Annotated in this window: 18 protein-coding genes and 1 riboswitch; of the genes, 13 read left to right on the forward strand and 5 right to left on the reverse strand. The window is 37.3% G+C overall.

Annotated elements, in window-relative coordinates:
- The first annotated feature begins 4 nt into the window (after nucleotides 1-4).
- Nucleotides 5-940 (forward strand): DMT family transporter, encoded by a 936-nt coding sequence (locus tag CEF16_RS03740; protein WP_245917750.1) that lies wholly within the window; start codon nucleotides 5-7, stop codon nucleotides 938-940.
- Here CEF16_RS03740 and yidD read toward each other — a convergent pair.
- The 3 genes from yidD to CEF16_RS03755 form a co-directional block, all read right to left on the reverse strand.
- Nucleotides 937-1,164 (reverse strand): membrane protein insertion efficiency factor YidD, encoded by a 228-nt coding sequence (gene yidD, locus CEF16_RS03745; protein WP_091579838.1) that lies wholly within the window; start codon nucleotides 1,162-1,164, stop codon nucleotides 937-939. The genes CEF16_RS03740 and yidD overlap by 4 nt on opposite strands.
- A 121-nt stretch (nucleotides 1,165-1,285) precedes the next feature.
- A complete protein-coding gene (gene dapA, locus CEF16_RS03750) occupies nucleotides 1,286-2,173 on the reverse strand; it encodes a 4-hydroxy-tetrahydrodipicolinate synthase (RefSeq protein WP_091579841.1) in 888 nt (295 codons plus the stop codon).
- A 153-nt stretch (nucleotides 2,174-2,326) separates the two neighbouring features.
- A riboswitch (Lysine riboswitch) is annotated at nucleotides 2,327-2,510 on the reverse strand.
- A gap of 571 nt (nucleotides 2,511-3,081) precedes the next feature.
- On the reverse strand, nucleotides 3,082-3,585 hold the full coding sequence (locus CEF16_RS03755; RefSeq protein ID WP_091579843.1) for a hypothetical protein: 504 nt from the start codon (nucleotides 3,583-3,585) through the stop codon (nucleotides 3,082-3,084).
- Nucleotides 3,586-3,819: 234 nt separating this feature from the next.
- Between CEF16_RS03755 and CEF16_RS03760 the strand changes: the two genes are divergently transcribed.
- From CEF16_RS03760 to CEF16_RS03785, 6 genes are all read left to right on the forward strand, one after another.
- Nucleotides 3,820-4,086: a hypothetical protein gene (locus tag CEF16_RS03760; protein WP_091579846.1), complete on the forward strand. Its 267-nt coding sequence runs from the start codon at nucleotides 3,820-3,822 to the stop codon at nucleotides 4,084-4,086.
- Nucleotides 4,087-4,141: 55 nt separating this feature from the next.
- Entirely contained in the window at nucleotides 4,142-4,534 is a 393-nt protein-coding gene (locus CEF16_RS03765; protein ID WP_091579849.1) for a type II toxin-antitoxin system PemK/MazF family toxin, read from the forward strand.
- Between the two features lie 112 nt (nucleotides 4,535-4,646).
- Nucleotides 4,647-5,393, forward strand: coding sequence for an oxygen-insensitive NADPH nitroreductase (nfsA, locus tag CEF16_RS03770; RefSeq protein ID WP_091579851.1), 747 nt, complete (start codon nucleotides 4,647-4,649; stop codon nucleotides 5,391-5,393).
- A 150-nt stretch (nucleotides 5,394-5,543) separates the two neighbouring features.
- Nucleotides 5,544-6,710 (forward strand): alpha/beta hydrolase, encoded by a 1,167-nt coding sequence (locus CEF16_RS03775; RefSeq protein ID WP_091579855.1) that lies wholly within the window; start codon nucleotides 5,544-5,546, stop codon nucleotides 6,708-6,710.
- 281 nt (nucleotides 6,711-6,991) lie between these two features.
- A complete protein-coding gene (locus CEF16_RS03780) occupies nucleotides 6,992-7,684 on the forward strand; it encodes a hypothetical protein (RefSeq protein ID WP_139185882.1) in 693 nt (230 codons plus the stop codon).
- Nucleotides 7,685-7,871: 187 nt separating this feature from the next.
- Nucleotides 7,872-8,183 carry a hypothetical protein gene (locus CEF16_RS03785; RefSeq protein WP_091579860.1) on the forward strand — a complete coding sequence of 104 codons (312 nt, stop codon included), beginning with the start codon at nucleotides 7,872-7,874 and terminating at the stop codon, nucleotides 8,181-8,183.
- A 57-nt stretch (nucleotides 8,184-8,240) separates the two neighbouring features.
- On the opposite strand, the gene CEF16_RS03790 is transcribed toward CEF16_RS03785, so the two are convergent.
- Both CEF16_RS03790 and CEF16_RS03795 read right to left on the reverse strand, forming a co-directional pair.
- Complete coding sequence (locus tag CEF16_RS03790) at nucleotides 8,241-9,578, reverse strand: YjiH family protein (protein WP_091579862.1); 1,338 nt, start codon at nucleotides 9,576-9,578, stop codon at nucleotides 8,241-8,243.
- Between the two features lie 331 nt (nucleotides 9,579-9,909).
- Entirely contained in the window at nucleotides 9,910-10,701 is a 792-nt protein-coding gene (locus tag CEF16_RS03795; protein WP_091579865.1) for an HAD family hydrolase, read from the reverse strand.
- Nucleotides 10,702-11,145: 444 nt separating this feature from the next.
- Here CEF16_RS03795 and CEF16_RS03800 point away from each other — a divergent pair, with 444 nt between their 5' ends.
- From CEF16_RS03800 to CEF16_RS03825, 6 genes are all read left to right on the forward strand, one after another.
- On the forward strand, nucleotides 11,146-13,986 hold the full coding sequence (locus CEF16_RS03800) for a 2-oxoglutarate dehydrogenase E1 component (protein ID WP_091579867.1): 2,841 nt from the start codon (nucleotides 11,146-11,148) through the stop codon (nucleotides 13,984-13,986).
- 15 nt (nucleotides 13,987-14,001) lie between these two features.
- The gene (gene odhB, locus CEF16_RS03805) at nucleotides 14,002-15,291 is read left to right on the forward strand and encodes a 2-oxoglutarate dehydrogenase complex dihydrolipoyllysine-residue succinyltransferase (RefSeq protein WP_091579869.1); all 1,290 of its coding nucleotides are present in this window, start codon (nucleotides 14,002-14,004) and stop codon (nucleotides 15,289-15,291) included.
- A 360-nt stretch (nucleotides 15,292-15,651) separates the two neighbouring features.
- The gene (locus CEF16_RS03810; protein WP_091579872.1) at nucleotides 15,652-15,960 is read left to right on the forward strand and encodes a hypothetical protein; all 309 of its coding nucleotides are present in this window, start codon (nucleotides 15,652-15,654) and stop codon (nucleotides 15,958-15,960) included.
- 340 nt (nucleotides 15,961-16,300) lie between these two features.
- Nucleotides 16,301-19,804, forward strand: coding sequence for a helicase-exonuclease AddAB subunit AddB (addB, locus tag CEF16_RS03815; RefSeq protein WP_091579875.1), 3,504 nt, complete (start codon nucleotides 16,301-16,303; stop codon nucleotides 19,802-19,804).
- The gene (gene addA / locus CEF16_RS03820) at nucleotides 19,804-23,484 is read left to right on the forward strand and encodes a helicase-exonuclease AddAB subunit AddA (RefSeq protein WP_091579877.1); all 3,681 of its coding nucleotides are present in this window, start codon (nucleotides 19,804-19,806) and stop codon (nucleotides 23,482-23,484) included. The genes addB and addA overlap by 1 nt, the downstream gene beginning before the upstream one ends.
- 12 nt (nucleotides 23,485-23,496) lie before the next feature.
- Nucleotides 23,497-24,651 carry an exonuclease SbcCD subunit D gene (locus CEF16_RS03825; RefSeq protein WP_091579880.1) on the forward strand — a complete coding sequence of 385 codons (1,155 nt, stop codon included), beginning with the start codon at nucleotides 23,497-23,499 and terminating at the stop codon, nucleotides 24,649-24,651.

The raw sequence follows: 24,651 nt of genomic DNA on the forward strand, positions 1-24,651 counted from the left end.
AAGTATGATGAATCAACAAAATAAAATATGGATCAATTACTTGTTTGTCATTGGTGTAATGGTTTTATGGGGATTAAATGTAGTTGCTTTAAAAGTATTAGTTGCATACATGCCTCCTGCAAGCATGCAGACCTTACGTATTATGGTTGCTGGAGCTATTATAGTGATTATAATGTTATGCTGTAATGAATGGCGAAAGATTTCTAGAAAAGAACTAAAGCATATTGCGGCAGCCTCAGTATTTGGTGTAATTGGCCACCATTTTTTCTTAGCTTTGGGTCTTATGAGTACTTCTGCGGTTAATACGTCTTTAATTCTAGCGCTTGTTCCATTAACTACCTCCCTTTTAGCAATGATAATACTAGGAGACCCGGTGACAAAAACTCGATTTTTAGGAGTAGTGTTAGGTTTTATTGGTGTCGGACTGTTAACCATTGCAGGATCTGGCAGTCAAGTCAGCGGTCTGTCATCTGGTGATGTACTGATATTCTTAAGTATGTTTTCACAAGCAGTCAGCTTTATCTATATAAAAAAAGCGACCACTACGCTGCACCCGCGAGCTATGACAGGTTTTATGTTTTTAATTGGGTCGGCAGGCCTTCTGCTTATCAGTTTGTTTATGGAACCGGGCGGGATAGCACAAGTATTTAAGGCTCCTTTATTTGTCTGGCTGATTTTTTTTGGCTCTGCTGTACTGGCTACTGCTTTAGGGCACCAGCTATTTAACAGCTCCATTCAGAAGATAGGAGCTGGTGAAACAGCAGTATTTAATAACCTTGTTCCATTCTTCGGATTAATAAGTTCAGCTGTCCTTTTAAAAGAAACGGTGTATCCTGCTCAACTGACAGGCTTCATTTTTATAGTAGGAGGCGTTTTATTAGGTACGGGGTACGTGGAGCAAAAGTGGATCAATTATCGACGCAAAGCACATCAGCATTAAGATTGGCGTTTTTTCTTCGGTACCGGGTCAAAGCCACCAGGGTGAAAAGGGTGACATTTACAAACTCTAACGATGGTTAAACATCCGCCTTTAACAGCACCGAATCGTTCAATTGCCTCTTTACCATATTGTGAACAAGTAGGATAAAAACGACATGTCGGGGGAGTGAAAGGAGAAATAAATTTCCGGTAGAAAGATATAAAGGTAAGGAGAATGATCTTCAAGAGTTAACACCCCTTTTAAGTTATACTATTCAAAATATAGAATATTCATATTTAGCTGTAGACACCAAAAGAAAACGGACTGTTTCTTCCAAACAATAAGGAAGAAACAGTCCATTTTAAATTAACTAACGTAAAATGTTGTTTTTGGCCGCAGAGTAGAGCGGAGCATATTCATTTCTTCCTCATTCAACCGAACCATTGGGAGTCTTACATCCCCTGATATTATCCCCTGAATTTCTAAAGCAGCTTTTACAGGGGAAGGGCTTGGAGCTGTAAACATTGATTTCATGGTAGGAAGCAGCTCTCTATGGCGTTTGGAAGCATATTGGGGATGACCATTTAAAAAGCTTTGCACCATATCCTGCATTTCATTACCGATAATATGGGAAGAAATAGAGACTACCCCAGCTCCTCCAATAGACATTACAGGAAGTGTTAAACTATCGTCTCCGCTGTATAAAAGGAAATCTTCAGGTGTGTGTTCGATGATATATGCCATCGCATCTAAATCACCGCTAGCCTCTTTAACGGCCATAATATTTTCTGTTTCAGCCAAACGAATAATTGTTTCAGGTGTGAGGCCAGCAGCACTTCTTCCGGGAATATTGTAGAGCATAACCGGAAGCTGAGTAGACTCGGCCACTTTTTTGAAATGCAGATACATACCTTCTTGAGATGGTTTGCTATAATAAGGAGTAACTAGCATGACTGCATCTACGCCGGTTTTTTCCGCTTTTTTTGTTAATTCTATCGAAGCTTTTGTATTATTACATCCCGTACCTGCAATAACTGGAACGCGTCCGTTTACTACTTTTACGACATGCTCAAAAAGCGTAAGTTTTTCTTCTTTTGACAAAGTAGGAGATTCACCTGTCGTTCCTGCTATAACTAAGCTGTCTGATCCGTTAGAAATAAGATGGTTTACTAACTTTGTCACTGCACTGTAATCTACTTCTTCGAGATTATCAAATGGTGTTACCATTGCTGTACTAATTCTTCCAAAATTCATTTTCAATCACCCTCTGTTAGAGATTAAAGTCTCGTTAATAACAATTTACAGAGGAGGGCCGGTTCTCACCGGAAAATTCAAAGTTACGCAAAAAAACAACAATGAGAGCCTCATTGTTGCATGAACGTTCCAGCTATAAACAGAACCGTTTATGCGTGAGATAGCCCTCCATATAGCATCAGCATGCTATATGACAGTTTCGTACTTATTAAATACGAAACCAGCATCCAACTCATGAGAAGTTGTCTGCTTCGGCAAATCCCCCTTTCAGCAAAAATCACTGGACCTCATGTTCCTCCTAATGCTTACTCATGGTCTTTGCGCCTCTAACCTCACTTCTTATAAAGAAGTAGGAAATTAATTTATAATATTTTCGTTACTGAAAACTTTACCAGACCATGAATAGAATTGCAATTGATTTAAAAAAAATTACTAAAAAAATTTTATATCAATCAAACTGTTGTTCACAGAGGGAAAAAGTAAGATCAGTACTTTTTGTTGACGTTCTTCTACATCATAGAAAATTAGTAAGAGTACTTCTGCTATATCTTGACCGACAAAATTCCTGCTAAAAAATTCGCAGCGGAGAAGCCCACTTCCTCTGAAAACCGGGGTGGTGTCCATTTCTGTAGTAATTTAGGCGTTTTACAATGTCTAGAGGGACTGTAGCAAAAGGTTAGATGGTTATTTGGCAACTGGAATATGTGAGACTCCTGTTAAAAATAGGACATTATGATTACCTCGAAGGTTTGCATACAAGAAGACTGAACCGTCGTCCGCGGCAAAGGACACTACGAGTACGAGCAAAGAGAGTTGGAGTAGATGCCGCCCTTGTGCCCTGAGGGTGAAAGTGAGTATATTCCAGCTGCGCTTGCCGAAAATTGACTTATGGGTTAACTCCCCTATTGTTATAACCCATTATCAAATAAAATGTCTTTATACGTTTCATCCATTGTTTTGTCAACATAAAACAAATTGTTTAAATGAGTTTGCATTTCCTGACAATGGTTATTAGATTTAAAACAATCAGAGGCATTTGTTTTTGCCATCTTCAACTCATAAGCTGCACTTAACTGAACTTCTTTGAGCGGCTCAAAAGCGTTTGGTACGTCAGATGTAATATCATCTGTCTTCTTTAGCATTTGATTTAGCTGTTTTTGTACCCAATACTCATTAATATCATTTCTTTGCACCTCATCAGCTACCTGACGTAAAGAGCGATGAAAATAGGTGAGATAATCCTCATATTCATTAGCTGCATTTTTAAGTTTATCATTTACTTGATAATCTTTCTTTTGTTCATAGGAACTAGGTTCTGTTTTTAACTCTGTGTTTTCACTCTGTTCCTTTTGTACAGGATTACAACCAGATATAAGAAAACAACAGATTAGATATGAAATTGCCTTTTTCAATCAAATGCCTCCCTTCTCCACTGTAATAAAAATTGAATAATGTGGCATTATGTAGTATGAGACAGAATATGAAAAGATTATTCTTATTAAATAAATTTTTCCTTTAAAACAGGCTATATTTTATAAAATTTGAAGGGAGAGAATAAAATTTATTAGAAAATACGTTTTATTTACTAAAGAAAATCATTTATAATGATGGGTGGGAATAAACCATGCATGGGGGGCCGTCCAGGTATGTCTCAATTTCAGCAAATTGCATTAGAACTTCCAGAAGAGATTTATTCTGAAATTGAGCACCTTACGGAGGAAGAAAAAAATTCTTTCTTTCGTAATGTGTTGCAAGAACAAATTGAACAACGGAAAACATCCGATTTAGAAAACCAAATGAAACAAGGATATTTAGAAATGGCTCAAATTAACATGGAGCTTTGCAAGGAATTTGAAATAGCGGAAGAAGAAGCCTTGCGTACCGGAGAACGTCTTATTGTTTCAAAAGAATAGGAATAAGACTTTCCTTTTCAGCATATCCTGTTAACGGAACCGGTGAAGGAGGTGAATGGATGAGTTGAGTGATACGCAAAATTATCACCAATCCAAAAAAGTTGTAAAGCGTGGAGACGTTTTTTTTGCTGATCTTTCACCGGTAGTAGGTTCGGAACAAGGCGGTGTGAGACCTGTTCTCATCATACAAAATGATATTGGCAACAGGTTTAGCCCCACCGTCGTTGTTGCTGCCATTACAGCCCAGATAAAGAAAGCAAAACTTCCTACCCACGTGGAAATTGATGCGGCGAAACATCGTTTTGACCGGGACAGTGTTATATTGCTCGAACAAATTAGAACCATTGATAAACAGCGTTTAACAGATAAAATTACCCATTTAGATGAAGATACAATGGAGAGGGTTAAAGAAGCACTTGAAATTAGTCTCGGCATAAAAGAAGTGTAACAATAGCTTCAAGAATAAACCGTACATAACATCAAGCATGTTCTCTAGTTTAAGAGAGGACATGCTTTTTTACCTAGGAGCAGATGAAAACAAATAAAGAAAGGCGGATTGGATGAACAACACCATCGAAACGATACTAAAACACCGTTCCGTAAGAGCGTTTACTGAAGTGGAAATACCGCAATCAGACGTAGATCAAATTATAGAAGCAGCTCAAGCAGCTTCCACTTCAAGTTTTCTGCAAGCATATTCTATCATAGGCATAACAGACCCCGAAAAGAAGAGAACCTTGTCTATTTTAGCCGGAAATCAGTCTTATGTGAAAGAAAACGGGTATTTTTTAGTGTTTTGTGCTGATTTGTATCGTCATGAACAAGCTGCAGAGCAACACGGCGTAGATATTACACAAACGACCGAAAGTACAGAGGCTTTTATGATTTCTTTAATAGATGCAGCTTTAGCAGCTCAAAATGCTGCAGTTACAGCTGAGTCAATGGGGCTTGGGATTTGTTACATAGGAGGAATAAGAAATAACCTAAAGCAAGTATGTGAATTACTTCAAACTCCAAATAAAGTTGTTCCTTTGTTTGGAATGGCTATAGGTTATCCAAAGCAAATAGAAGAACAAAAACCTCGGATTCCAAAAGAAATAATTTTTCACGAAAATCAATACATGCAAGATAATGACATTTTAAATGAAAACTTACAGCAATATGATCAAATTATTTCGGACTATTATAAACAAAGAACCAATGCAAAGAAAAACATGACTTGGACAAAGCAAATAACCAATACTTTGGAACATTCAAAAAGACTTTATTTAAACGATTTTATAAAACAATGCGGCTTTTTGCGTTAATTCAGTTCCCCTCTAAAAATGGAGGGGAATTTTTTTAAGAATAATTGTGTAAAAATGTGAAAAAAGATGATATTTTTTAAAGAAACTTTAAAAAAATTTGTTATAATATAAAGTGTAAGAAACAGAAGCTGTCTCTGGGAGGGGATAGGCATGTGGAAAAAAACAATTAAAATAACTATATTTCTTAGTTTAATAATAAGTTTGATCATAGCATGGTCGATTGAAGATTGGTCTAGAACAGTACACGGTAAGCTTCCATCAAAAACAGCAGTCATTCTGCATGCTGTTAATAATAATTTGGTTCCGCTCGACCCCGATCTTGAGCCTCCTGGCTTTCTTGCTTCCAACTCAGGTAAAGAAGGTCAAGTGACGATGGTAAGAGATGAAGAAAGCATTCAATTAAACAATGAAAAAGAAATTCCTGTACGCATTTACAGTTATTCTGATGCAAAGGAAGCACCAGTAATTTTATATTTTCATGGAGGAGCTTTTTTAGAAGGGTACGGAAGTATTGACACCCATGACAATATAATTCGCTCTCTGGCAGCCAGAACAGGTGCAGTAGTAGTAAGCCCTGGTTATCGTGTTGCTCCTGAACATGTTTTTCCAACTGCTGTTAATGATAGTTACCGTTCTTTGGAATGGGTTTATGAAAATGCGGAAAGGTTTGGTGGCAACCCCGAAAAAATTGCAGTAGCTGGGGATAGTGCAGGAGGAAACTTAGCAGCTGTTACTGCCCTAAAATCGCGTGATTCCAATGGACCGGATATATTCGCCCAACTTTTATACTATCCATTAACTACTTTTAAAGATATAGAATTAAATTCAAGGAGCACCTATGACAGCGGCTATTATTTATTATCAAAACAAGTCATGTTAAAAGCTAGAGAAGCTTATACCCCGGAAGAAAAGATGTGGAATAACCCTTATACCTCTCCGCTTGAAGCGGAAAACTTAGAAGGGCTTCCTCCAGCCATGATCATAACAGCGCAATATGATCCTTTAAGAGATGAAGGGGAATTATATGCAGAAAAATTACATGAAGCTGGAACACCGGTAACTGCTGTTCGCTATAATGGGGTAATGCACGGGTTTGTATCGTTTTTTGAAATCATGAAAAGCGGTGAAATGGCATTAAATGAATCAGCACTTTTCCTTACAAAAGCAGCCGATGAATCTATTGATTTAGAGAAGGAATATAAGCTGACCGTGCAAAAAGCACCTGGAGGGCTTAATCGGGTAAAAGAGGAAGCTGAAGCTTTTGCAATAGCTGCATTTTTAGTTGGCAAGCATACCTTTACGACAGTAACAAAATAATATATTTTGAAAGGATCTGTGTTAACAAGCAGGTCCTTTTTTCTGACTTCTTAAACAGTTTATTAGCTTATTTATTTCGAATATAGACGATTTGACCTTATATGAAATGATTATGAAGGAATATAATTGTATAAGTCTTAAATAGATAAAAAAACTTTCAAATACTCTATTTTATTTTTAGTTAGGATGTGATACACTCTTCATTGGAAATCGACAGAAAGATAGAAATGCCTGCTGTGACGGGCAAAGAAAATAAAGATAAGATGGAGGGAGGCTTTCATATGTTGAAGGCAATGAAACACAAATTTCACCAAAAAAAATCCGTGTGGGCAGAAGAGACAGCTAAACGGATAGAAGAGTACGCAGAGCAGCAGCGATTACAATCGGTAGAGAAAATGCAAAGGGAAGAAGAATTAAATCACTTATTGCATCATGAAATTGAAAAATATCTATATACTATCCATCCTTCGTTTTTGCTAAATCCTGATGTGGTACGTGCTCTTCATAATAGGTTGATTGCCCGATCACAAGGAAGGTTTTCCGTATCTTTGCACGTTACTAGTGAAATGAGACTTGCTTTGGATTTTTACAACTCAGATCTATCTGTATTTGTCAGATTGCTTGAGAAAAAAGGCTTTCAACTAAAAGGCAATGAGGAGCGTGTACTAACGGCGCTTTTAAATAAACTAAGCGAAAATAATTATCGTACGTATTTGGAACGTTATGGGGATTTTGTGGACGAAAATCTTTCTTTACAGGATGCTATATACAAGTTTTTAGAGAGAGTAGAAGATCATAATAAATATGACAGCGGCCGTCTTGATTTTCTTCATAAGTATTTAATTAACAAAGGTTTATTAATGCCTGATTTTACAATTAAGAAAATGAAGAAGCTTGTTAAATCTTTTGATAAAGTGTATGCGGACGATTATAAGGTAACTCGACTGGAAAAGAGAATGCATGAGATTGGTTAATCAATAAAGCTCTTCTTTGATCATAGAAAAAAGAAGAGCTTTTTTTACGGATTTGATAAACAGCATCATTGCTAGTTTTTTTAAAACATTAGAAACATATATTAATGTTATGCATTTCTCTTTGCGTTTTCGAAAACTTATGGCAAAATGGTATTAAATAAGATTATCTATTTAGGGAGGGAGAGAAATGGCAAAAGACATTCCTGCTTTTTTTAAGGAAAAACTTTATAATGCAAAAAATCAGTTTGAACGTACGATTGATTGCAAGCACACGGAATTTGATGATCTTTATCCTTATATGAGTGAACAGCCGCAGTTTTTCTGGTATAAAAGGTATGTTGCTTGGCAGGAGCTCCTTACCATTGTCAAACTAGCTGATGAATTAGATATTTCTTGGAAAGATGAATTTAATGAGGCGCAGCAGCGTTTTATAGAAAAAAAGGTTTTAGATGCGAAAGTTCTTGATGATTGGTATGGAAAAAAACGAACAGAAGCTTAAGTACAAAAAACTGGACGCCGCCGGGCGTCCAGTTTTTCCGTTTTTACGCAAATTCTTTTAAAAAATGAGATGGGCAAACCCGATAATAATAGGCAGCGTGATGATGGTGCGCTCTAAGAAAATGAAAACAAGATCCGTAAACTTGACAGGGAGTTTAGAGGCAAGCAAAAGACCACCAACCTCGGACATATATATAAGCTGAGTAACAGATAATGCAGCAATGATAAAACGAGTTAGTTCACTTTCAATACCTGAACCTATAATAGCTGGCAGGAACATATCAGCAAAACCGATTACCATTGTTTGTGAAGCTTCTGCGGCTTCAGGCACTTGCATGATTTCTAAAAGAGGCACAAACGGCATTCCAATTATTTCAAAAAACGGAGTAGTCTCGGCAATAACCACAGCAGCAGTACCCAAAGCCATAACGACCGGAATTACTCCAATCCACATATCTAAAACGTTTTTCAGACCGCCGTTAACTATAGAAAAAGCTTTATTTTGTACAGCTTTTTGAGCAGCTTGTTTCAAGCCCCATTGAAATGGATTATATTCGGGCGGCCTTGAATCATCTTCTTTTTTATTTGTTTCATTAAAATAGTCATCTTTTTTTAAGGACAATGGCGGGATTCGCGGCATTATTAGTGCAGCAGCAACTCCTGCTGCAACGATAGTAAAGTAATAAGGCACAATATATTGCATCAAATCCATTTTTGAAAGTATTACAATACTGAAAGTGATGGAAACGATAGAGAAAGTCGTACCGATAACAGCAGCTTCTCTTTTGGAATAGTATCCTTGTTCATACTGCTGGTTCGTCAGCAGCACGCCAATGGTACCGTCCCCCATCCAAGAAGCAGCACAGTCAATTGAAGAACGCCCAGGCAGTGTAAAAAGCGGTCTCATTATTGGAGTTAAAATCGCACCGCAAAATTCCAGCAGGCCGAAATTTAAAAGAAACGGAAGAAAAAAACCAGCAAATAAAAATACAGTAATTAGAAGCGGAATTAAATCAAATAACAATAAGCCGCCAGTATCTGGTGAAACAATCCAATCGGGCCCTGTATTAAATAAAACCATTAAAGAAAATATAAGACCAAAAACACGAATTCCAAGCCATACCCAACTAACGTCAAATAATGATTTTATGAAGTGATTTGAAATATTCGTTATTTTCACTATGATGGAGCCTGCGACTGCAACGAACATAAAAAACGAAGCAATAGGCGGGAGAGCTCCAGCTGCTTCACCTTGCAGCCAGTTTGCCAGTAAAGCAACTGGAATGGTTATTTCACCGTTGACCGATACCGGAATCATAAATAAGAAAATTCCTATGAGAGAGGGAATTAAAAACCTTAAGGTTGAACCCTCGTTGTTTGACTTGCTATTGTTCATTTTCTCACCTCTTCATATGTGTAAAATATGCATAGTTATACTTTTGTTAACAAAGAATACTACGATTTTACTCGTTATAACTTGCATATGACTGCATAAATTCAAAAATGCATTTATAAATATAACATCTTTTTAGATTAGAATAAAGAGAATGATAATAATAGTAATTTTCAAAATTCCTCATCATTACGCGAAGGAAAGGATAACTTGAGTGATAACAAATAATGTACGTCATTTATAAGTATGTTTTTAGCTGAATAGTATTCTGAAAAATAAAAAACGAAAGAGGATGCTCTTTCGTTTTAAGGAAGTTGTATTATTTTCATTATCATTAGTCAATAGCAGTTAATAAAGATGGGATTTCAGATAAGCTTTTTACTTCCCAGCCAAAAGAAATATTGGGGTCAGGTGTAACTCCTTCACGATTGATCCAAATGTTTTTTATGTTAGCTCGATTAGAACCGAGTATGTCTGTGTTTAAATTGTCCCCAATCATAATAGCTTCGCTTGCTTCAAGCGATAGCAATTTTAACGTATGTTCAAATATAGACGGATCGGGCTTGCCAATTCCAAAAGCGCCTGAAACTAATATGTATTCAAAAAAAGGAATAAGCTGCGGGGTCATATTAAGTTTTTCATCTTGTAGGGTTGGGGACCCATTTGTTAATAAAAATAGGCGGTAGTCTGTTTTTAGTTCAGCTAAAACTTCTAGAGTGTCTTCATAAAGAAAAGGCAGTTTTTTGCGATGAAAGCGATATTTTTCAGCTAACGTTTGGCCGAGTTCTTGATTTTGAATTCCATGTTTAAGAAGGGCATTGGTCCATGCTTTTCGTTGATATTCAGGCATTAATTTATTCATCTTGCGAAAGCCTGCGTTCGTTTTGTCGGAAAACTCTCCCCATAACCCTTCAAAAGGGTTAATTCCAATTTTTTTTGTGAATGGATACGTTTCGTATTCTGCGTATAATGCTGCTGCTTCCTTACGTAACGTTTGCTCAAGATCTCTATGATCAACACCCGTCTCTTCTTCTGCTTCTAAACAAACGATCCTTAATGCTTCTTGTACACTTTTCTTATCCCATAACAACGTATCATCTAAATCAAAAATTAAAGCTTTTAGCATAATCTCTTCTCCTTTCTTCGACACAACGATATTATACCCCTTAAAAGATGAGAAAGCATTAAAGAAATTTGTCTTCAGCACTTTTATTCTCTATTTTTTGTTGTACAATAACAATGAAGGTTCACATTTTTGACATTTTTTTTAAATAGAAAATATTTTTTATGTATTTTATATCTGTTTCTACATATTTATATTGCTTGTCATAAAGCGACAAATTTTTACCCCTTGCTTTTGAGAACGCGCTTACAACGTGTTAGAATAAAAGGACAGACAAAAATCTTTTAAAAGAAGTAATATAAAAATGTTAAAAGCAGGTATACATCCTGAGGGGAGTGGTTGGAAAAGATTGCTTATAAAGATTATAAATCATTTTCTTTAAAGAAATGCATTACATAATTTTTTCAACCTTACCAAATATCACTTAGCAGTTGGAGGTAGAACCCGATGAGTAATAATTCAGCCAAGCATGATGAGCCGTGGCAGGAATTTTATGGTCCCAACCTTGGTTATTTAATGGATCTTTATGAACAATATAAAGAGGATCCATCAGCCTTAGAACCCGAAACAAAAAAATGGTTTGATCAATATGGTGCTCCGCAGGAAGAACAGACAGTGCATACAAATGGGAAATCTGCAGGCACTGCAGAAGAAGTGCAGCCTAGAGCCGGTACTGTTGTTAAAATTGCAGCTGCTGTAAAGCTTGCTGAAAATATCCGTATCCATGGACATTTATCTGCAGATGTTAACCCTCTTCAAGAGCCAGGTGAAGAAACATCTTTTTTGAAAATCCATGAGTATGGATTGACAGAAGAGGACTTAAAACACTTGCCGGTACATGTAATCTGCCCAGATGCACCGGAAAATATTTCAAATGGTCTAGAAGCTATCAATCATCTAAAAGAAATGTACACGAAGTCTATTGCTTTTGAATTTGACCATGTACACGATGTTGAGGAACATCAATGGTTAAATCGCCAAGTGGAATCTGGTGATATCTACAAATCTTTATCTGAAGATAAAAGGAAAAGAATTTTAAAGAGTTTAACGGAAGTAGAAAGTTTTGAACAATTTCTTCATAAAACATTTGTTGGGCAAAAGCGCTTTTCTATTGAAGGCGTCGATTCCTTAGTACCAATGCTAGATGAGTTTGCACAAGATTCGATCCAAGACGGAGCTAGAAACGTAATGATAGGAATGGCCCACCGCGGACGGTTAAGTGTATTGGCGCATGTGCTTGGAAAGCCGTATGATCTTATTTTCTCTGAATTTCAACACGCCCCAAATAAGGATTTAGTACCTTCTGAGGGTTCAATAGGAATAAATTACGGATGGACAGGGGATGTGAAATACCATTTAGGTGCTCATAAGAAGATTGAACAAGAATCCTTTGATTCCCGTATTACGCTGGCAAATAATCCAAGTCACCTAGAATTTGTAAATCCTGTTGTAGAGGGATACGCGAGAGCTGCACAAGATGACCGCTCACAACCTGGTTTTCCACAGCAGGACACAAATAAGTCAGTTGCTCTTCTCATACATGGAGATGCAGCTTTCCCTGGTGAAGGTATTGTTACTGAAACGTTGAATATGAGCAGGTTAAAAGGGTATCAAACAGGTGGTACTCTGCACATTATTGCTAACAACCAATTAGGTTTTACAACGGACACGCATGACTCAAGGTCAACAACTTATGCAAGTGATCCTGCTAAAGGCTATGAAATCCCAATTGTTCATGTTAACGCTGATGATCCTGAATCTTGTATGGCTGCTATCGATTTGGCTTATCAATACCGACATAGATTCAATAAAGATTTTGTTATTGATTTAATTGGATATAGAAGATTTGGACATAATGAAATGGACGAGCCGGCAGCTACACAGCCTTACTTGTATAACATTATACGAAAGCATCCGACTGTTAGGGAAATCTATGCCAAATCATTAATTTCTGACAATGTCATTTCAGAAGAAGAAACAGAAACATTAAAAGAAGAAACAATAAAGTTTTTGTCATCCCAGTATGAAAAAGTGGCTGATAATAAATCGGATGAACCAGAAAAAGTAGTTATACCTGAAGAAGTAGAACAAAGACTTCCTGTTATTGAGACAGGATATAATTTAGACGAATTAAGACATATTAACAAAGAGTTAATTACTTGGCCTGAAGGATTTAGTGTTTTTCCGAAATTAAAGAAGATTTTAGAGCGCAGAGAAGAGGCCTTGGAGGATAATGGCAAGGTTGATTGGGCACATGCTGAAACGTTAGCTTATGCCACAATTATTTCTGATGGCACCCCGGTACGACTAACGGGTCAGGATTCTCAAAGAGGAACCTTCGCCCACCGCCATATTGTCTTGCATGACCATAAAAACGGTGATATTTACTCTCCTCTTCATACATTATCAAAAGCGAAAGCATCTTTTGCTGTCCACAACAGCCCGCTTTCAGAAGGATCTATTGTTGGTTTTGAATATGGATACAATGTTCATGCACCTGAAACGCTCGTTTTATGGGAAGCGCAATTTGGTGATTTTGCAAATGCAGCTCAGGTTATTTTTGATCAGTTTATTTCGGCTGGCCGTGCAAAATGGGGACAAAAATCAGGTATGGTGCTGCTGCTGCCGCATGGATATGAAGGTCAAGGCCCGGAACATTCAAGTGCTAGATTGGAACGCTTTTTGACTTTGGCTGCTGAGAACAATTGGAATGTCGCGAACTTAACAAGTTCAGCTCAATATTTTCATCTGCTTCGCAGACAGGCAGCTTCTCTAGGCACAGAAGAAATGAGACCGCTCGTGTTAATGACACCAAAAAGTCTATTAAGAAATCAAAATGTCGCTTCTTCGCCAGAAGAGTTTGCAAACGGGCGATTCCAAGCCGTATTGGAGGACCCTAAAACAGGAAAACAAAAGGATAAAGTAACTCGAATTGTATTTGCTTCTGGAAAAATGGCAGTTGACTTACATGAAGCCATTGAAGAAGAAAGTGCAGAAAATGTTCATATTATACGGATTGAAGAATTATATCCATTCCCAGGAGAAGAAATTCAAGATATTGTACGAGAGTATAAAAATGTCAAAGAATTTAAATGGGTACAAGAGGAACCAGAAAATATGGGTCCTTGGAATTATATCCAGCCGCTTCTGCGAGATATTGCTCCAAATAACGTTTCCACAAGTTATATTGGCAGAAGACGCCGGTCAAGCCCTTCTGAAGGGGACCCTAAAGTACACAAAAAAGAACAGACACGGATTATCAACGAAGCACTCACAGGAAAATTATAAGGAGGACTCATCATCATGGCCGAAATTAAAGTACCGGAGCTAGCAGAATCTATTACAGAAGGAACAATAGCAGAATGGTTGAAACAACCAGGTGATCAAGTAGAAAAAGGAGAAAATATTGCAGAATTAGAAACAGATAAAGTGAATGTAGAAATTACTTCCGAAAAATCTGGAGTTCTTCAAGAGCTTCTCAAAGAGCCAGGAGATACGGTGGAAGTTGGAGATGTTATTGCAGTGGTTGACGAAAATGGTGAGGCAAGCGGAAATGAAAAAAGCGGGGGAGAGGGCAAAAAAGAAGAAGGCCAAGAACCTGCTGATACTTCAGCAGAAGACTCTGCAAAAACGCAAGATAATAATGATGAAAGCAATGAAGAAGACTCTTCAACAGACCGTCCGGTAGCTTCTCCATCTGCTAGAAAGCTTGCCAGAGAAAAGGGATTAGATCTAAACCAAATTCCAACGAGAGACCCACTAGGAAGAGTAAGAAAAGAAGATGTAGAAGACTACGAGAAAAATAATAAAGCAGCTGCCTCCACAAAAGCTGACAGCGGTGCTGCATCTAAAAAAGAAAGTGCCCCTGCCCAAAAAGATGAATTTGAAGGCAAGCCGGTAGAACGTGTGAAAATGTCTCGCCGCCGTCAAACAATTGCAAACAGACTAGTAGACGTACAGCAGACTTCAGCAATGTTAACAACCTTTAACGAAATAGACATGACGGCCGTTATGAATGTAAGAAAAAGAAGAAAAGAAGCTTTTCAAGAAGCGCATGACGTTCGTTTAGGTTTTATGTCATTCTTTACAAAAGCAGTTATCGCTGCGTTAAAACATTATCCATTATTAAATGCAGAAATTCAGGGAAATGAGATCATCAAGAAGCAGTTTTATGACATTGGAATGGCTGTTTCTACTGATGACGGTCTTGTCGTTCCGGTTGTAAGAGATGCGGACAAAAAATCATTTGCTGAATTAGAACAATCGGTAGTGGATTTATCGAAAAAAGCAAGAGATAATAAATTAACTCTAAAAGACTTGCAAGGCGGATCGTTCACGATAACAAACGGCGGCGTTTTTGGTTCCTTGTTATCCACACCAATTCTGAATGGGCCGCAGGTTGGTATTTTGGGAATGCACAAAATCCAGTGGCGCCCCGTTGCTATTGATGAAGAGAAAATGGAAAACCGCCCAATGATGTATATCGCGTTGTCTTATGACCATCGAATTGTGGATGGTAAAGAAGCTGTAAGCTTTTTAGTTAAAATAAAAGAGCTCTTAGAAGATCCAGAAACTCTTCTTTTAGAAGGATAATTATTATTTTAAAAGCTTTTCCTTGTCATTTGAGGCAGGGAAAAGTTTTTTTATATCAACAGATTTTTTTAGGAGAATGCTTTACATGATGACAAGGCGATTTCTTCAAATATGTCAATTGAAATGTTAAGTCAGCTCTTTCATACTAGCTTTAAAGGATATTAGTTTGGAGATTTTTCAGCCTAAATTTCGACAAAATTTATCTCATTTTACGATTATTAATCATATAATATCATGAATCACTATTAAAACAATTTAATTTAAATTTTCTCTTTATATCTATTGATATGTACCTATATCTTCGTGTTATAATCGCATTGTGAAAAATTATAGTGAACATTTTCTTAAGGAGGTTTTTTTATGACTCGCATTAACATGGACAAAAAAACGGTCAGCTGGATTAAAAAAAACGGCGGTATTGTAACACTGCATCCATTTTATCCGTTTAACCAGAAAAAACAGCGCGGGCCAGTAGATGTTATGCTTACATTTGATAAGCCGGAAAGCGATAACAATTTTAACATTGTGCCGCACGAAGGTATAGAAGTGTATATTCATAATCATCTTCGCATCAAGAATCAACTGAGACTTCGTATTAGCGGAATTGGACCATTTCAGCACCTTAGCTGCAGCGGTATAAAACATTTCCGAAAAAATACTGCTGTTTAAGTTTTCAGAAAAGCAGGGAATTTAAGAGGACAATATAAAGAAACAAATAGTGTAAGGAGGTTCAATATATGAGTCCTCCCATCCGGAGATTGTTAACCATTACGATGGAGTAACAATCTCTTTTTGTATGTATAAATAGTAACCAAGCTGCTTGTACAAGTCCGCACAACACAGCTGCACTCCACATATTTTGGTTGTCCAACCTTTTCTTTTGTTTTCCATTTTGCAGTTATGCCTTTTCCTTTTGTAGATATTTATATAAAATGTAAGAAGAAAGCGAACATATGATTCATTTGAATGTAACTATAAAAGAATTGTTTTAAAAGCGGAGGCGATCAATATGGGGGCAGTCTTTTACATAGGAAGAACAGGAACGGGCAAAACACAAGCTATTCAAGCAGAGATGAAAGACAAACTCAAGAAACAGCCTAAAGACGGCCCGCCAATTATTTACTTAGTACCTGATCAAATGACATTCCAAGCAGAATACGATCTTTTAAAAAGAACAAAAACAGGGATGACAAGATGCCAAGTTTTAAGTTTTTCACGAATGGCATGGCGGGTTCTACAAGAAACAGGCGGGATAACCAAAACCTATCTTCAGCAAACCGGCATTCAGATGGTGCTTCGAAAAGTGATTGAAGAACAAAAAGATGGTCTCCGTTTATATAGAAAAGCATCTGATAAAAGCGGATTTATTGAACATTTAGAACAGTTAATAACAGAATTTAAACGCCAGGTTGTTTCGGTAGATATGCTTGAACAAAAATATTTGGATTTAGAAGCAGAAACCGACAAATCAGCGCCAAATCAAGTATTAACAGATAAACTCCACGATATTGTTAATATATGGAAAAATGTAGAGCTGGTTTTAGGAAATCGTTATGCAGGAACGGAAGATTATTTGCGCCTTTTAGCTGAAAAAGCAGAAAACTCCTCGCTGTTAGAGGAGGCTGAAATATATGTAGATGGTTTTCATTCGTTTACACCTCAAGAACTTAATGTTCTACAAGCCCTTATGAACAAATCAGAACATATAACCTTTGCTTTGACTTTAGATAAACCTTATGACATGGAACCTCCGCATATGTTGGATTTATTTCAACAAACTGGAACGACTTATCAAAAATTAAGAGCACTATGTGATCAAACTGATTGTAATATAGAGGAAACAGTAGTATTTAAAGAGCAAAAAAAATATAAAACGTTAAACTTGCGGCATCTAGAAAAGTATTTTGAGAAACGCCCAACGATACCAAGTAAATCAGATAACAGTATTATGATCAGAGCAGCAGTAAATAGAAGAGCAGAGATTGAAGCTTGTGCAAGAGAAATTATAAAGCTTGTGCAGGAAAAGGGATATCGTTATAAAGACATTGCAGTAATTACTAGAAATATGGAAGATTACGGAGAAATGCTTAGTGCTTCCTTCCAAGATTACAATATACCTTTGTTTAACGATCAAAGACGTCCTATGTTGAACCATCCTGTTATTGAATGTATACGTTCTTCTTTAGAAACCATTTCTGAAAACTGGAGATATGAACCGTTATTTAGATCGTTGAAAACAGATATGTTTTTTTCCATAGAAGAAGACTGGGAACAAGAAAGAGAAAAAGTGGATATGTTAGAGAATTATGTACTTGCGTATGGTATTAAAGAAAAACATTGGAAACAAAAAGGTCCTTGGGGATATGTAAGCAAGAGAACATCAGCAGGAACGGAGGACCTACGCAGGAAAAAAGACGTTAAATATGAACGCACTATAAATTTACTTCGCGATAAGTTTTCATCCGCGCTATTACATTTTGAAAAACGTATAAAAAAAAGAAGTACCTTAAGAGAATTCAGCGTAAGGTTGTTTGAATTTCTAGAAGAGCTGTATGTACCTAATAAAATTGAAAAGTTAAGAGACAAAGCAAAGGATGCAGGTGATCTAGCAAAAGCTAGAGAGCATGAACAGGTGTGGGGAGCGGTTATTGAATTATTGGAGCAAATCGTTGAAATGGCCGGGGATGAGGAAGTGACTTTTTCTGATTTTCAAAAAATAATAGAAGCTGGACTGGAGTCGATGAGTTTTAGTATTGTGCCGCCTGCGATTGACCAAGTTACTGCAGCGGACATGGAACGCTCGAGGCTGACAAATATTAAAATCGTTTTTTTACTAGGTGTGAATGAGGGAATTATTCCTGCCGCATTTGAAGAAGAAGGCATACTCAATGATGATGAAAGACAATGGTTTGAAAAACAAGGGATGGAGCTTGCGGATGATTCCGGCCAGCAGCTTCTCAATGAGCAGTTCCTTATTTATCGTGCTTTAAGCTTACCAGAAGAGAATTTGTATGTTAGCTACCCATTGGCAGATGAAGAGGGAAAAACATTACAGCCTTCTATAATTATAAATCAATTGAAAGATATCTTTCCTGATTTAGAGGAGAGTCTGCTATTTAACGAACCAAACGAGTTTACACAAAGTCAGCAGATTGATTTTGTGGGTCCTCACCGGAAAACATTGTCTTTTTTAACATATCAGCTTCAATTATGGAAAAAAGGATACCCGATCTCTTCTATATGGTGGGACGTATATAATTGGTATATAAAAAATGATCCGTTTGGACTGACTCCATCTGTTTTAAATAGTTTGTATTATATGAATCAACCTGTTCGTTTATCTACTGATACCAGTAAATATTTGTATGGTGAAAAATTAAAAGCAAGCGTTTCGAGGATGGAAAAATTCGAGTCCTGTGCGTTTTCTCAATTTGCTTCCTATGGTCTCAGTTTAAAAGAACGGGATATTTATAAATTAGAAGCACCCGATATTGGCCAGCTGTTTCATGCTGCCTTAAAAGATATGACCGAGGTTATAAAAAACGAAGGAAAAGACTGGGGAGAGCTTTCTCCAAAAGAATGCCGCCAGATAGCTAAAGAATGTGTGGCGGTCTTAGTCCCTAAAATACAGCGAGAAATTTTGTTAAGTACGAATAGATACAAATATTTACAAAAGAAGCTGGAAGATACAGTCGGACGGGCGTCAGAAATGCTAAGCAAACAAGCAAAAGTATCTGGATTTTCACCATATGGATTAGAACTTGGCTTTGGTCCTGAACAAGAGCTTCCTCCTTTGCGTTTCACCTTGGCCGATGGAACGGAAATGGAAGTGGCTGGAAGGATTGACAGAGTAGATACGGCTGATGGGACTGAAGGTATTTTTGTGAGAATAATTGATTACAAATCGAGCGAGAAAGACATTAAGCTAGCTGATGTCTACTTCGGTTTAGCCCTTCAAATGCTGGTTTATCTTGATGTTATATTATCATTTTCTGAAGATTGGATTGGGGATAAGGTACAGCCAGCAGGAGTACTGTATTTCCATGTTCATAACCCGTTTATTCAAGCAAAACAGGGTTTGAGTGAAGAAGAATTAGAAAATGAATTTCTCAAGCGGTTTAAAATGAAAGGGCTACTCTTGGCAGAAGAAGAATCAGTGCGGTTAATGGACCAAGCCCTTTCGACAGGACATTCTCAAATCGTTCCTGCAGCTATTAAAAAGGATGGCTCCTTTTACAGTAATTCTTCGGTGCTGCCCTCCTCTAACTACGAATCACTCAGGCAGTATATACGTAAGAAACTGCAAGATATCGGCTATTACATTATGCAAGGAAACACGGAAATAAAACCTTTTAAAAACCAGCAAAATACCGCTTGTTCATTTTGTTCTTTTAAAGCTGTTTGTCAATTTGACACTTCTTTTGAAGCAAATGACTACCGAGTGTTGTCTAAAAATAAAAAAGAAATACATTCTTATTTGTTTGATAACGAACAGAAGAAGGGGCATGAATAATGAAAATGAAGTGGAAGCCTAAACCAGTTGGAGCATCATGGACTGAAAGTCAATGGGAAGCTATCTCTGGATCAGGTAGCAGCCAACTTGTCTCAGCAGCTGCTGGCAGCGGGAAAACAGCAGTGCTTGTGGAACGAATCATTAATAAAATAACCGACAAAGATCATCCAGCAGATGTCGATCGGCTCCTTATTGTGACATTTACAAATGCAGCTGCAGCAGAAATGAAAAATCGCATTGCAGAAGCACTGGAGCAAGAAATAAATAAAAACCCTGGTTCATTGTATTTACGCAGACAGCTAGCGTTATTAAACAGGGCGCAAATTTCTACTCTTCATTCCTTTTGTATGAGCTTAATACGAAAATATTATTACAAAGTAAACATAGATCCTCAATTTCGTATTTTAGATGAAATTGAAGGGGAACTAATGAGAGAAGAAATTCTAGATGAAGTGTTTGAAGAACAGTACAGTAAAGAAAACAATACTTCATTTATCGATGCTTGTGATAGATTCAGCGGCGATAAATCAGATGAAGGCTTCCGAAACGTCGTTCGAAATGTATACCGTTTTTCAAGAGCTCATCCCGATCCAGGTCACTGGCTGAGTACTATGGCTTCTTATTATAACTTGGCTGAAGATCAAAGCATGGATGAGTTAGAATGGGTAAAAGAAATTTGGAGAGATGTGAAGGCACGTCTATCTGCCTCTTTTGAAGCTCTGCAAAAAGCAAAATCATTATGTGAATTAGATGGCGGCCCTGCTCCTTACTTAGAAACAATCGTTGAAGATGAAAAAATGCTTGAAACATTGTATGGTGCTAGTACTTGGGAGAAACTGTATGATTCAATTCAGCACATTGCATTTAAACGTTTAAAAACGATTAAAAAAAATGAAGATGTTGAGGAAACTTTAAAAGCTCAAGTAAAAGATATTCGAGATAAAGTAAAAAAAGAGATTAATAGTATAAAAACAGAGGCATTTGACGAGCATCCTTACATTTTACTTCAGGATATCAAGGAGATGGCTGTTCCTGTTCAAACGCTTGTAAATACTGTTCGTTTATTTGCTGAAAGCTATCAGTCAGCTAAAGAAGATAAAGGCCTTGTTGATTTTTCTGATCTTGAACATTTATGTTTAGCTGTATTAAACGAAGAAGATTCAGAGGCTGTTCATGAATGTCGGTATCGTTTTGAAGAAATTTTGGTGGACGAATATCAGGACACAAACCATACCCAAGAAGCAATTCTTCAAACGATTTCAAATGGCGATAATTTATTTTTGGTAGGCGATGTCAAACAAAGTGTGTACCGTTTTCGTTTGGCAGAACCTGCACTTTTCCTAGAAAAATACCAAAAATATAATCAAACCAATGGCATTCCAGGTTGGAAAGTAGACCTTGATCAAAATTTTAGAAGCCGTACAGAAGTTCTAAGTGCTGCTAATTTCATTTTTAAACAGCTTATGGATGAAAAAGCTGGAGATGTAAAATATGATGAAGCTGCTGAATTAAAAGCTGGAAATAAAGAGTATCAGCAAATGGAAAATAGAGATCCAGAACTTGCGCTAATTAATAAGGGTGATCCATTAGAATATTCAAGCGGACAAAACGCCGATGAAGCAGAAGAGGACACTGAAACAGCGCAATTAGAAGCGAGATGGATGGCCGAAAAAATCAAGCAATTAATAAATGAACAATATCAGATACTAGATAAAGAAACAAAACAATTGCGAAATATTACCTACCGTGATGTTGTTATATTAATGCGTTCGATGCCGTGGGCTTCTACAATTATGGAGGAATTTAAAAAAGAGGGACTGCCTGTTTATGCAGAACTAAGTGGTGGTTATTTTGAAGCAGTAGAAATTAATATTATGCTGTCTTTGCTGCAAGTAATTGATAATCCAAGGCAAGATATTCCTCTGGCTTCTGTTTTGCGCTCTCCTATCGTCGGAATGAATGAGGAAGAGCTGGCACAAATACGGCTGATGAATAAAAAAAGTACATTTTTTGATGCACTGAAAGAATCCGTCATTTCAGGACCGGCATCGGTCTGGAAAGAGAAAGCACTATTATTTTATGAAAAACTTCGTGTATGGCGAGAGCGCGCCCGCAGTGAGTCATTATCTGAATTTATTTGGGATCTATTACAGGAGACAGGATATTATGATTTTGCAGGAGGACTCCCTGGCGGCAAACAAAGACAAGCTAATTTATTAGCTTTATATGACCGTGCAAGATCATATGAGAAAACGTCTTTCCGGGGATTATTTCGGTTTTTGCGGTTTATTGAGCGTATACAAGAACGCGGGGATGATCTAGGAACAGCCAGAGCGTTAGGAGAACAAGAAGATGTCATTCGGTTAATGACGATTCATAAAAGCAAAGGCCTCGAATTCCCAGTTGTTTTTATTGCCGGGTTGAATAAACAGTTTAATTTCCAGGATGTTTACCGTAACGTTCTTCTTCATAAGGATTTAGGTATCGGAGCCAAATCTATAGATCCCAGTCAAAGAGTAATCAAAGAATCCATCCCCCAGCTGGCCGTCAAAAAGCGGATTCACCGAGAAAATATAGCAGAAGAGATGAGAGTTCTTTATGTAGCTATGACCCGAGCGAAAGAAAAGTTATTCTTAGTTGGTACATTAAAAAAAGCAGAAAAAACATTGAATGCCTGGTTAGAGTATACGCAGCACGGGGAATGGGTTCTGCCAGAGGTAGACAGATTAAAGGCCAAATCATATGCAGATTGGATAGGTCCTGCGCTGTTTCGTCATCACTCTGCAAAGGACTGGCAACAAGAGGAAGGAAGCTGCGGATTTTCGGACGTTTACTATTATCCTTCCAATTGGAAGATAACTTTTGTTGAGCATCAAGACTTACAAGAAGCAGATGAAGACGTTGTATCCGTGGTACAAGAAGTGGAACAAGCTTTAAAACAACAGCAGCCGGTAAATGTTCAGAGTGAACATTTGAATGATATAGAAAAAAAGTTAAGCTGGTCCTATCCTTATCAATCTTCCGTCACCCATCGCTCGAAACAGACCGTTAGTGAATACAAAAGGACTCTTCAAGATGAATATAGCGAGCCGGCTTTTCAGCCATCCTTTCAATCTCAACACGCAGAACGACCTCTATTTATGCAGCAAAAAAACACCAGGCCAACAGAAAGAGGAACAGCAGTCCATACGGTAATGGAGCATATTCCACTTGAAACAACGATTTCAAAAGAAAACTGTCAGCATAATATTACAGAATTAGTATATAAAGAGCTATTAACTGAAGAGCAAGCCAATATGGTTGAGGCTAGTGAAATTGTTTCGTTTTTTTCCTCTAATCTTGGAGAAAGAATGAAAAAATCTTCACAAGTTTTTAGAGAAATCCCTTTTAGTTACGGATTAAAAGAAAGCAGTGCAGAAGATTTGATTTTAATCCAAGGGGCAGTGGACTGTGTGTTTCGTGATGAAAGAGGGCAGCTTGTTTTGATTGATTACAAAACAGATGCGTTCAAAAGCAGGTTCCCAGGTAATATCAACACAGCTGTAACAATGATGAAAGACAGGTATCAATCGCAAATTGATCTTTACCTAGAAGCTTTATCTAATATTTGGCAAGAAGAAATACAAGAAGCGTATCTTTACGCTTTTGACGGTCATTATGTGATTGATATGATGAATTAGGGAGAGGTTTTTATGAGAGTACTGCATACAGCAGATTGGCATTTAGGGAAAACGCTTGAAGGAAGAAGCAGAATGCCTGAACAAATTGCTTTTTTTGAGGAATTGGAAGTTATTATAAGAGATGAAAAAATTGATGTATTATTAATGGCTGGTGATGTGTTTGATTCTGTGAACCCGCCTGCCTCAGCTGAAGAATTATTTTATGAAAGCATAGCAAACTTCAGTGAAAAGTATAACATACCAATTATTATTATAGCTGGAAATCATGATCATCCAGACAGACTCCAAGCCGCAAGAAAGATGGCAAAATGCCAAGGGATATATATTTTAGGATACCCAGGTATAGAACCTGTTAAGATATCAGTAAAAGAGGAAGTGCTTCAACTAGGAGCTCTTCCTTATCCTTCTGAATCACGCATGCAAGCTGTATTCAGCAGTTCAATGGAAGAGCAGTCTTTGCAAAGCGCCTATAACAAAAAAGTAAAACACCTGTTTCAGCAGTTAACCCAATCATTTAAGAAAGAAAACGTTTGTATGGCGATGAGTCATGTATTTGCTGCAGGTGGCGCGTCGAGTGATTCAGAAAGACCAATTGAAGTCGGAGGAGCATATACGGTTTCGCCTTCATCATTGCCTGGAAATGTGCAGTATACAGCTCTTGGACATCTTCATCGGCCGCAAAATATTCACGGATCCGATGGCTTAACAAGGTATAGTGGATCACCGATCGCTTTTAGTTTTTCCGAATCAGGATATTCCAAATCAGTAACCATTATTGATATTAAAGCTCAAAAAACCCCTTATATAAAAGAGATTCCACTATCTTGCGGAAAGCCTTTAGTGAAGTGGGATGCTCGTCATGGGTTGGAAGAAGTCTATCGGTGGATAAATGAAAAAAGAGATGACAATGCTTGGATTGAACTGGACTTGCATATTACAGAAACTCCTTCTATGGAAGAGATTCATCATATAAGAAAATCACATGAAGGAATCATACATATTCACCCGGTTTTTCCTGACATGCAAAACAATATAACCTTAGAAAAAAGAAAAGAATTTCCGATTAATGAATTGTTTAAGAAGTTTTATGAGAGGCAAACAGGCGGAGCACAAGCCGATGAAAAACTAGTCCGATTATTTATGGAGCTGGCAGAAGGAGGGGAATAA

The sequence above is a fragment of the Alteribacillus bidgolensis genome (genome assembly GCF_002886255.1).
Lineage (GTDB): Bacteria > Bacillota > Bacilli > Bacillales > Marinococcaceae > Alteribacillus > Alteribacillus bidgolensis.

Bases quoted from the DNA above. Each gene is read 5' to 3' on its own strand.
- CEF16_RS03775 (WP_091579855.1), top strand. From the start codon at position 5,544: ATGTGGAAAAAAACAATTAAAATAACTATATTTCTTAGTTTAATAATA.
- CEF16_RS03825 (WP_091579880.1), top strand. From the start codon at position 23,497: ATGAGAGTACTGCATACAGCAGATTGGCATTTAGGGAAAACGCTTGAA.
- nfsA (WP_091579851.1), top strand. From the start codon at position 4,647: ATGAACAACACCATCGAAACGATACTAAAACACCGTTCCGTAAGAGCG.
- CEF16_RS03785 (WP_091579860.1), top strand. From the start codon at position 7,872: ATGGCAAAAGACATTCCTGCTTTTTTTAAGGAAAAACTTTATAATGCA.
- CEF16_RS03810 (WP_091579872.1), top strand. From the start codon at position 15,652: ATGACTCGCATTAACATGGACAAAAAAACGGTCAGCTGGATTAAAAAA.
- CEF16_RS03795 (WP_091579865.1), bottom strand. From the start codon at position 10,701: ATGCTAAAAGCTTTAATTTTTGATTTAGATGATACGTTGTTATGGGAT.
- CEF16_RS03740 (WP_245917750.1), top strand. From the start codon at position 5: ATGATGAATCAACAAAATAAAATATGGATCAATTACTTGTTTGTCATT.
- CEF16_RS03780 (WP_139185882.1), top strand. From the start codon at position 6,992: ATGTTGAAGGCAATGAAACACAAATTTCACCAAAAAAAATCCGTGTGG.
- odhB (WP_091579869.1), top strand. From the start codon at position 14,002: ATGGCCGAAATTAAAGTACCGGAGCTAGCAGAATCTATTACAGAAGGA.
- CEF16_RS03800 (WP_091579867.1), top strand. From the start codon at position 11,146: ATGAGTAATAATTCAGCCAAGCATGATGAGCCGTGGCAGGAATTTTAT.
- addB (WP_091579875.1), top strand. From the start codon at position 16,301: ATGGGGGCAGTCTTTTACATAGGAAGAACAGGAACGGGCAAAACACAA.
- addA (WP_091579877.1), top strand. From the start codon at position 19,804: ATGAAAATGAAGTGGAAGCCTAAACCAGTTGGAGCATCATGGACTGAA.
- CEF16_RS03760 (WP_091579846.1), top strand. From the start codon at position 3,820: ATGTCTCAATTTCAGCAAATTGCATTAGAACTTCCAGAAGAGATTTAT.
- CEF16_RS03765 (WP_091579849.1), top strand. From the start codon at position 4,142: ATGGATGAGTTGAGTGATACGCAAAATTATCACCAATCCAAAAAAGTT.
- dapA (WP_091579841.1), bottom strand. From the start codon at position 2,173: ATGAATTTTGGAAGAATTAGTACAGCAATGGTAACACCATTTGATAAT.
- CEF16_RS03790 (WP_091579862.1), bottom strand. From the start codon at position 9,578: ATGAACAATAGCAAGTCAAACAACGAGGGTTCAACCTTAAGGTTTTTA.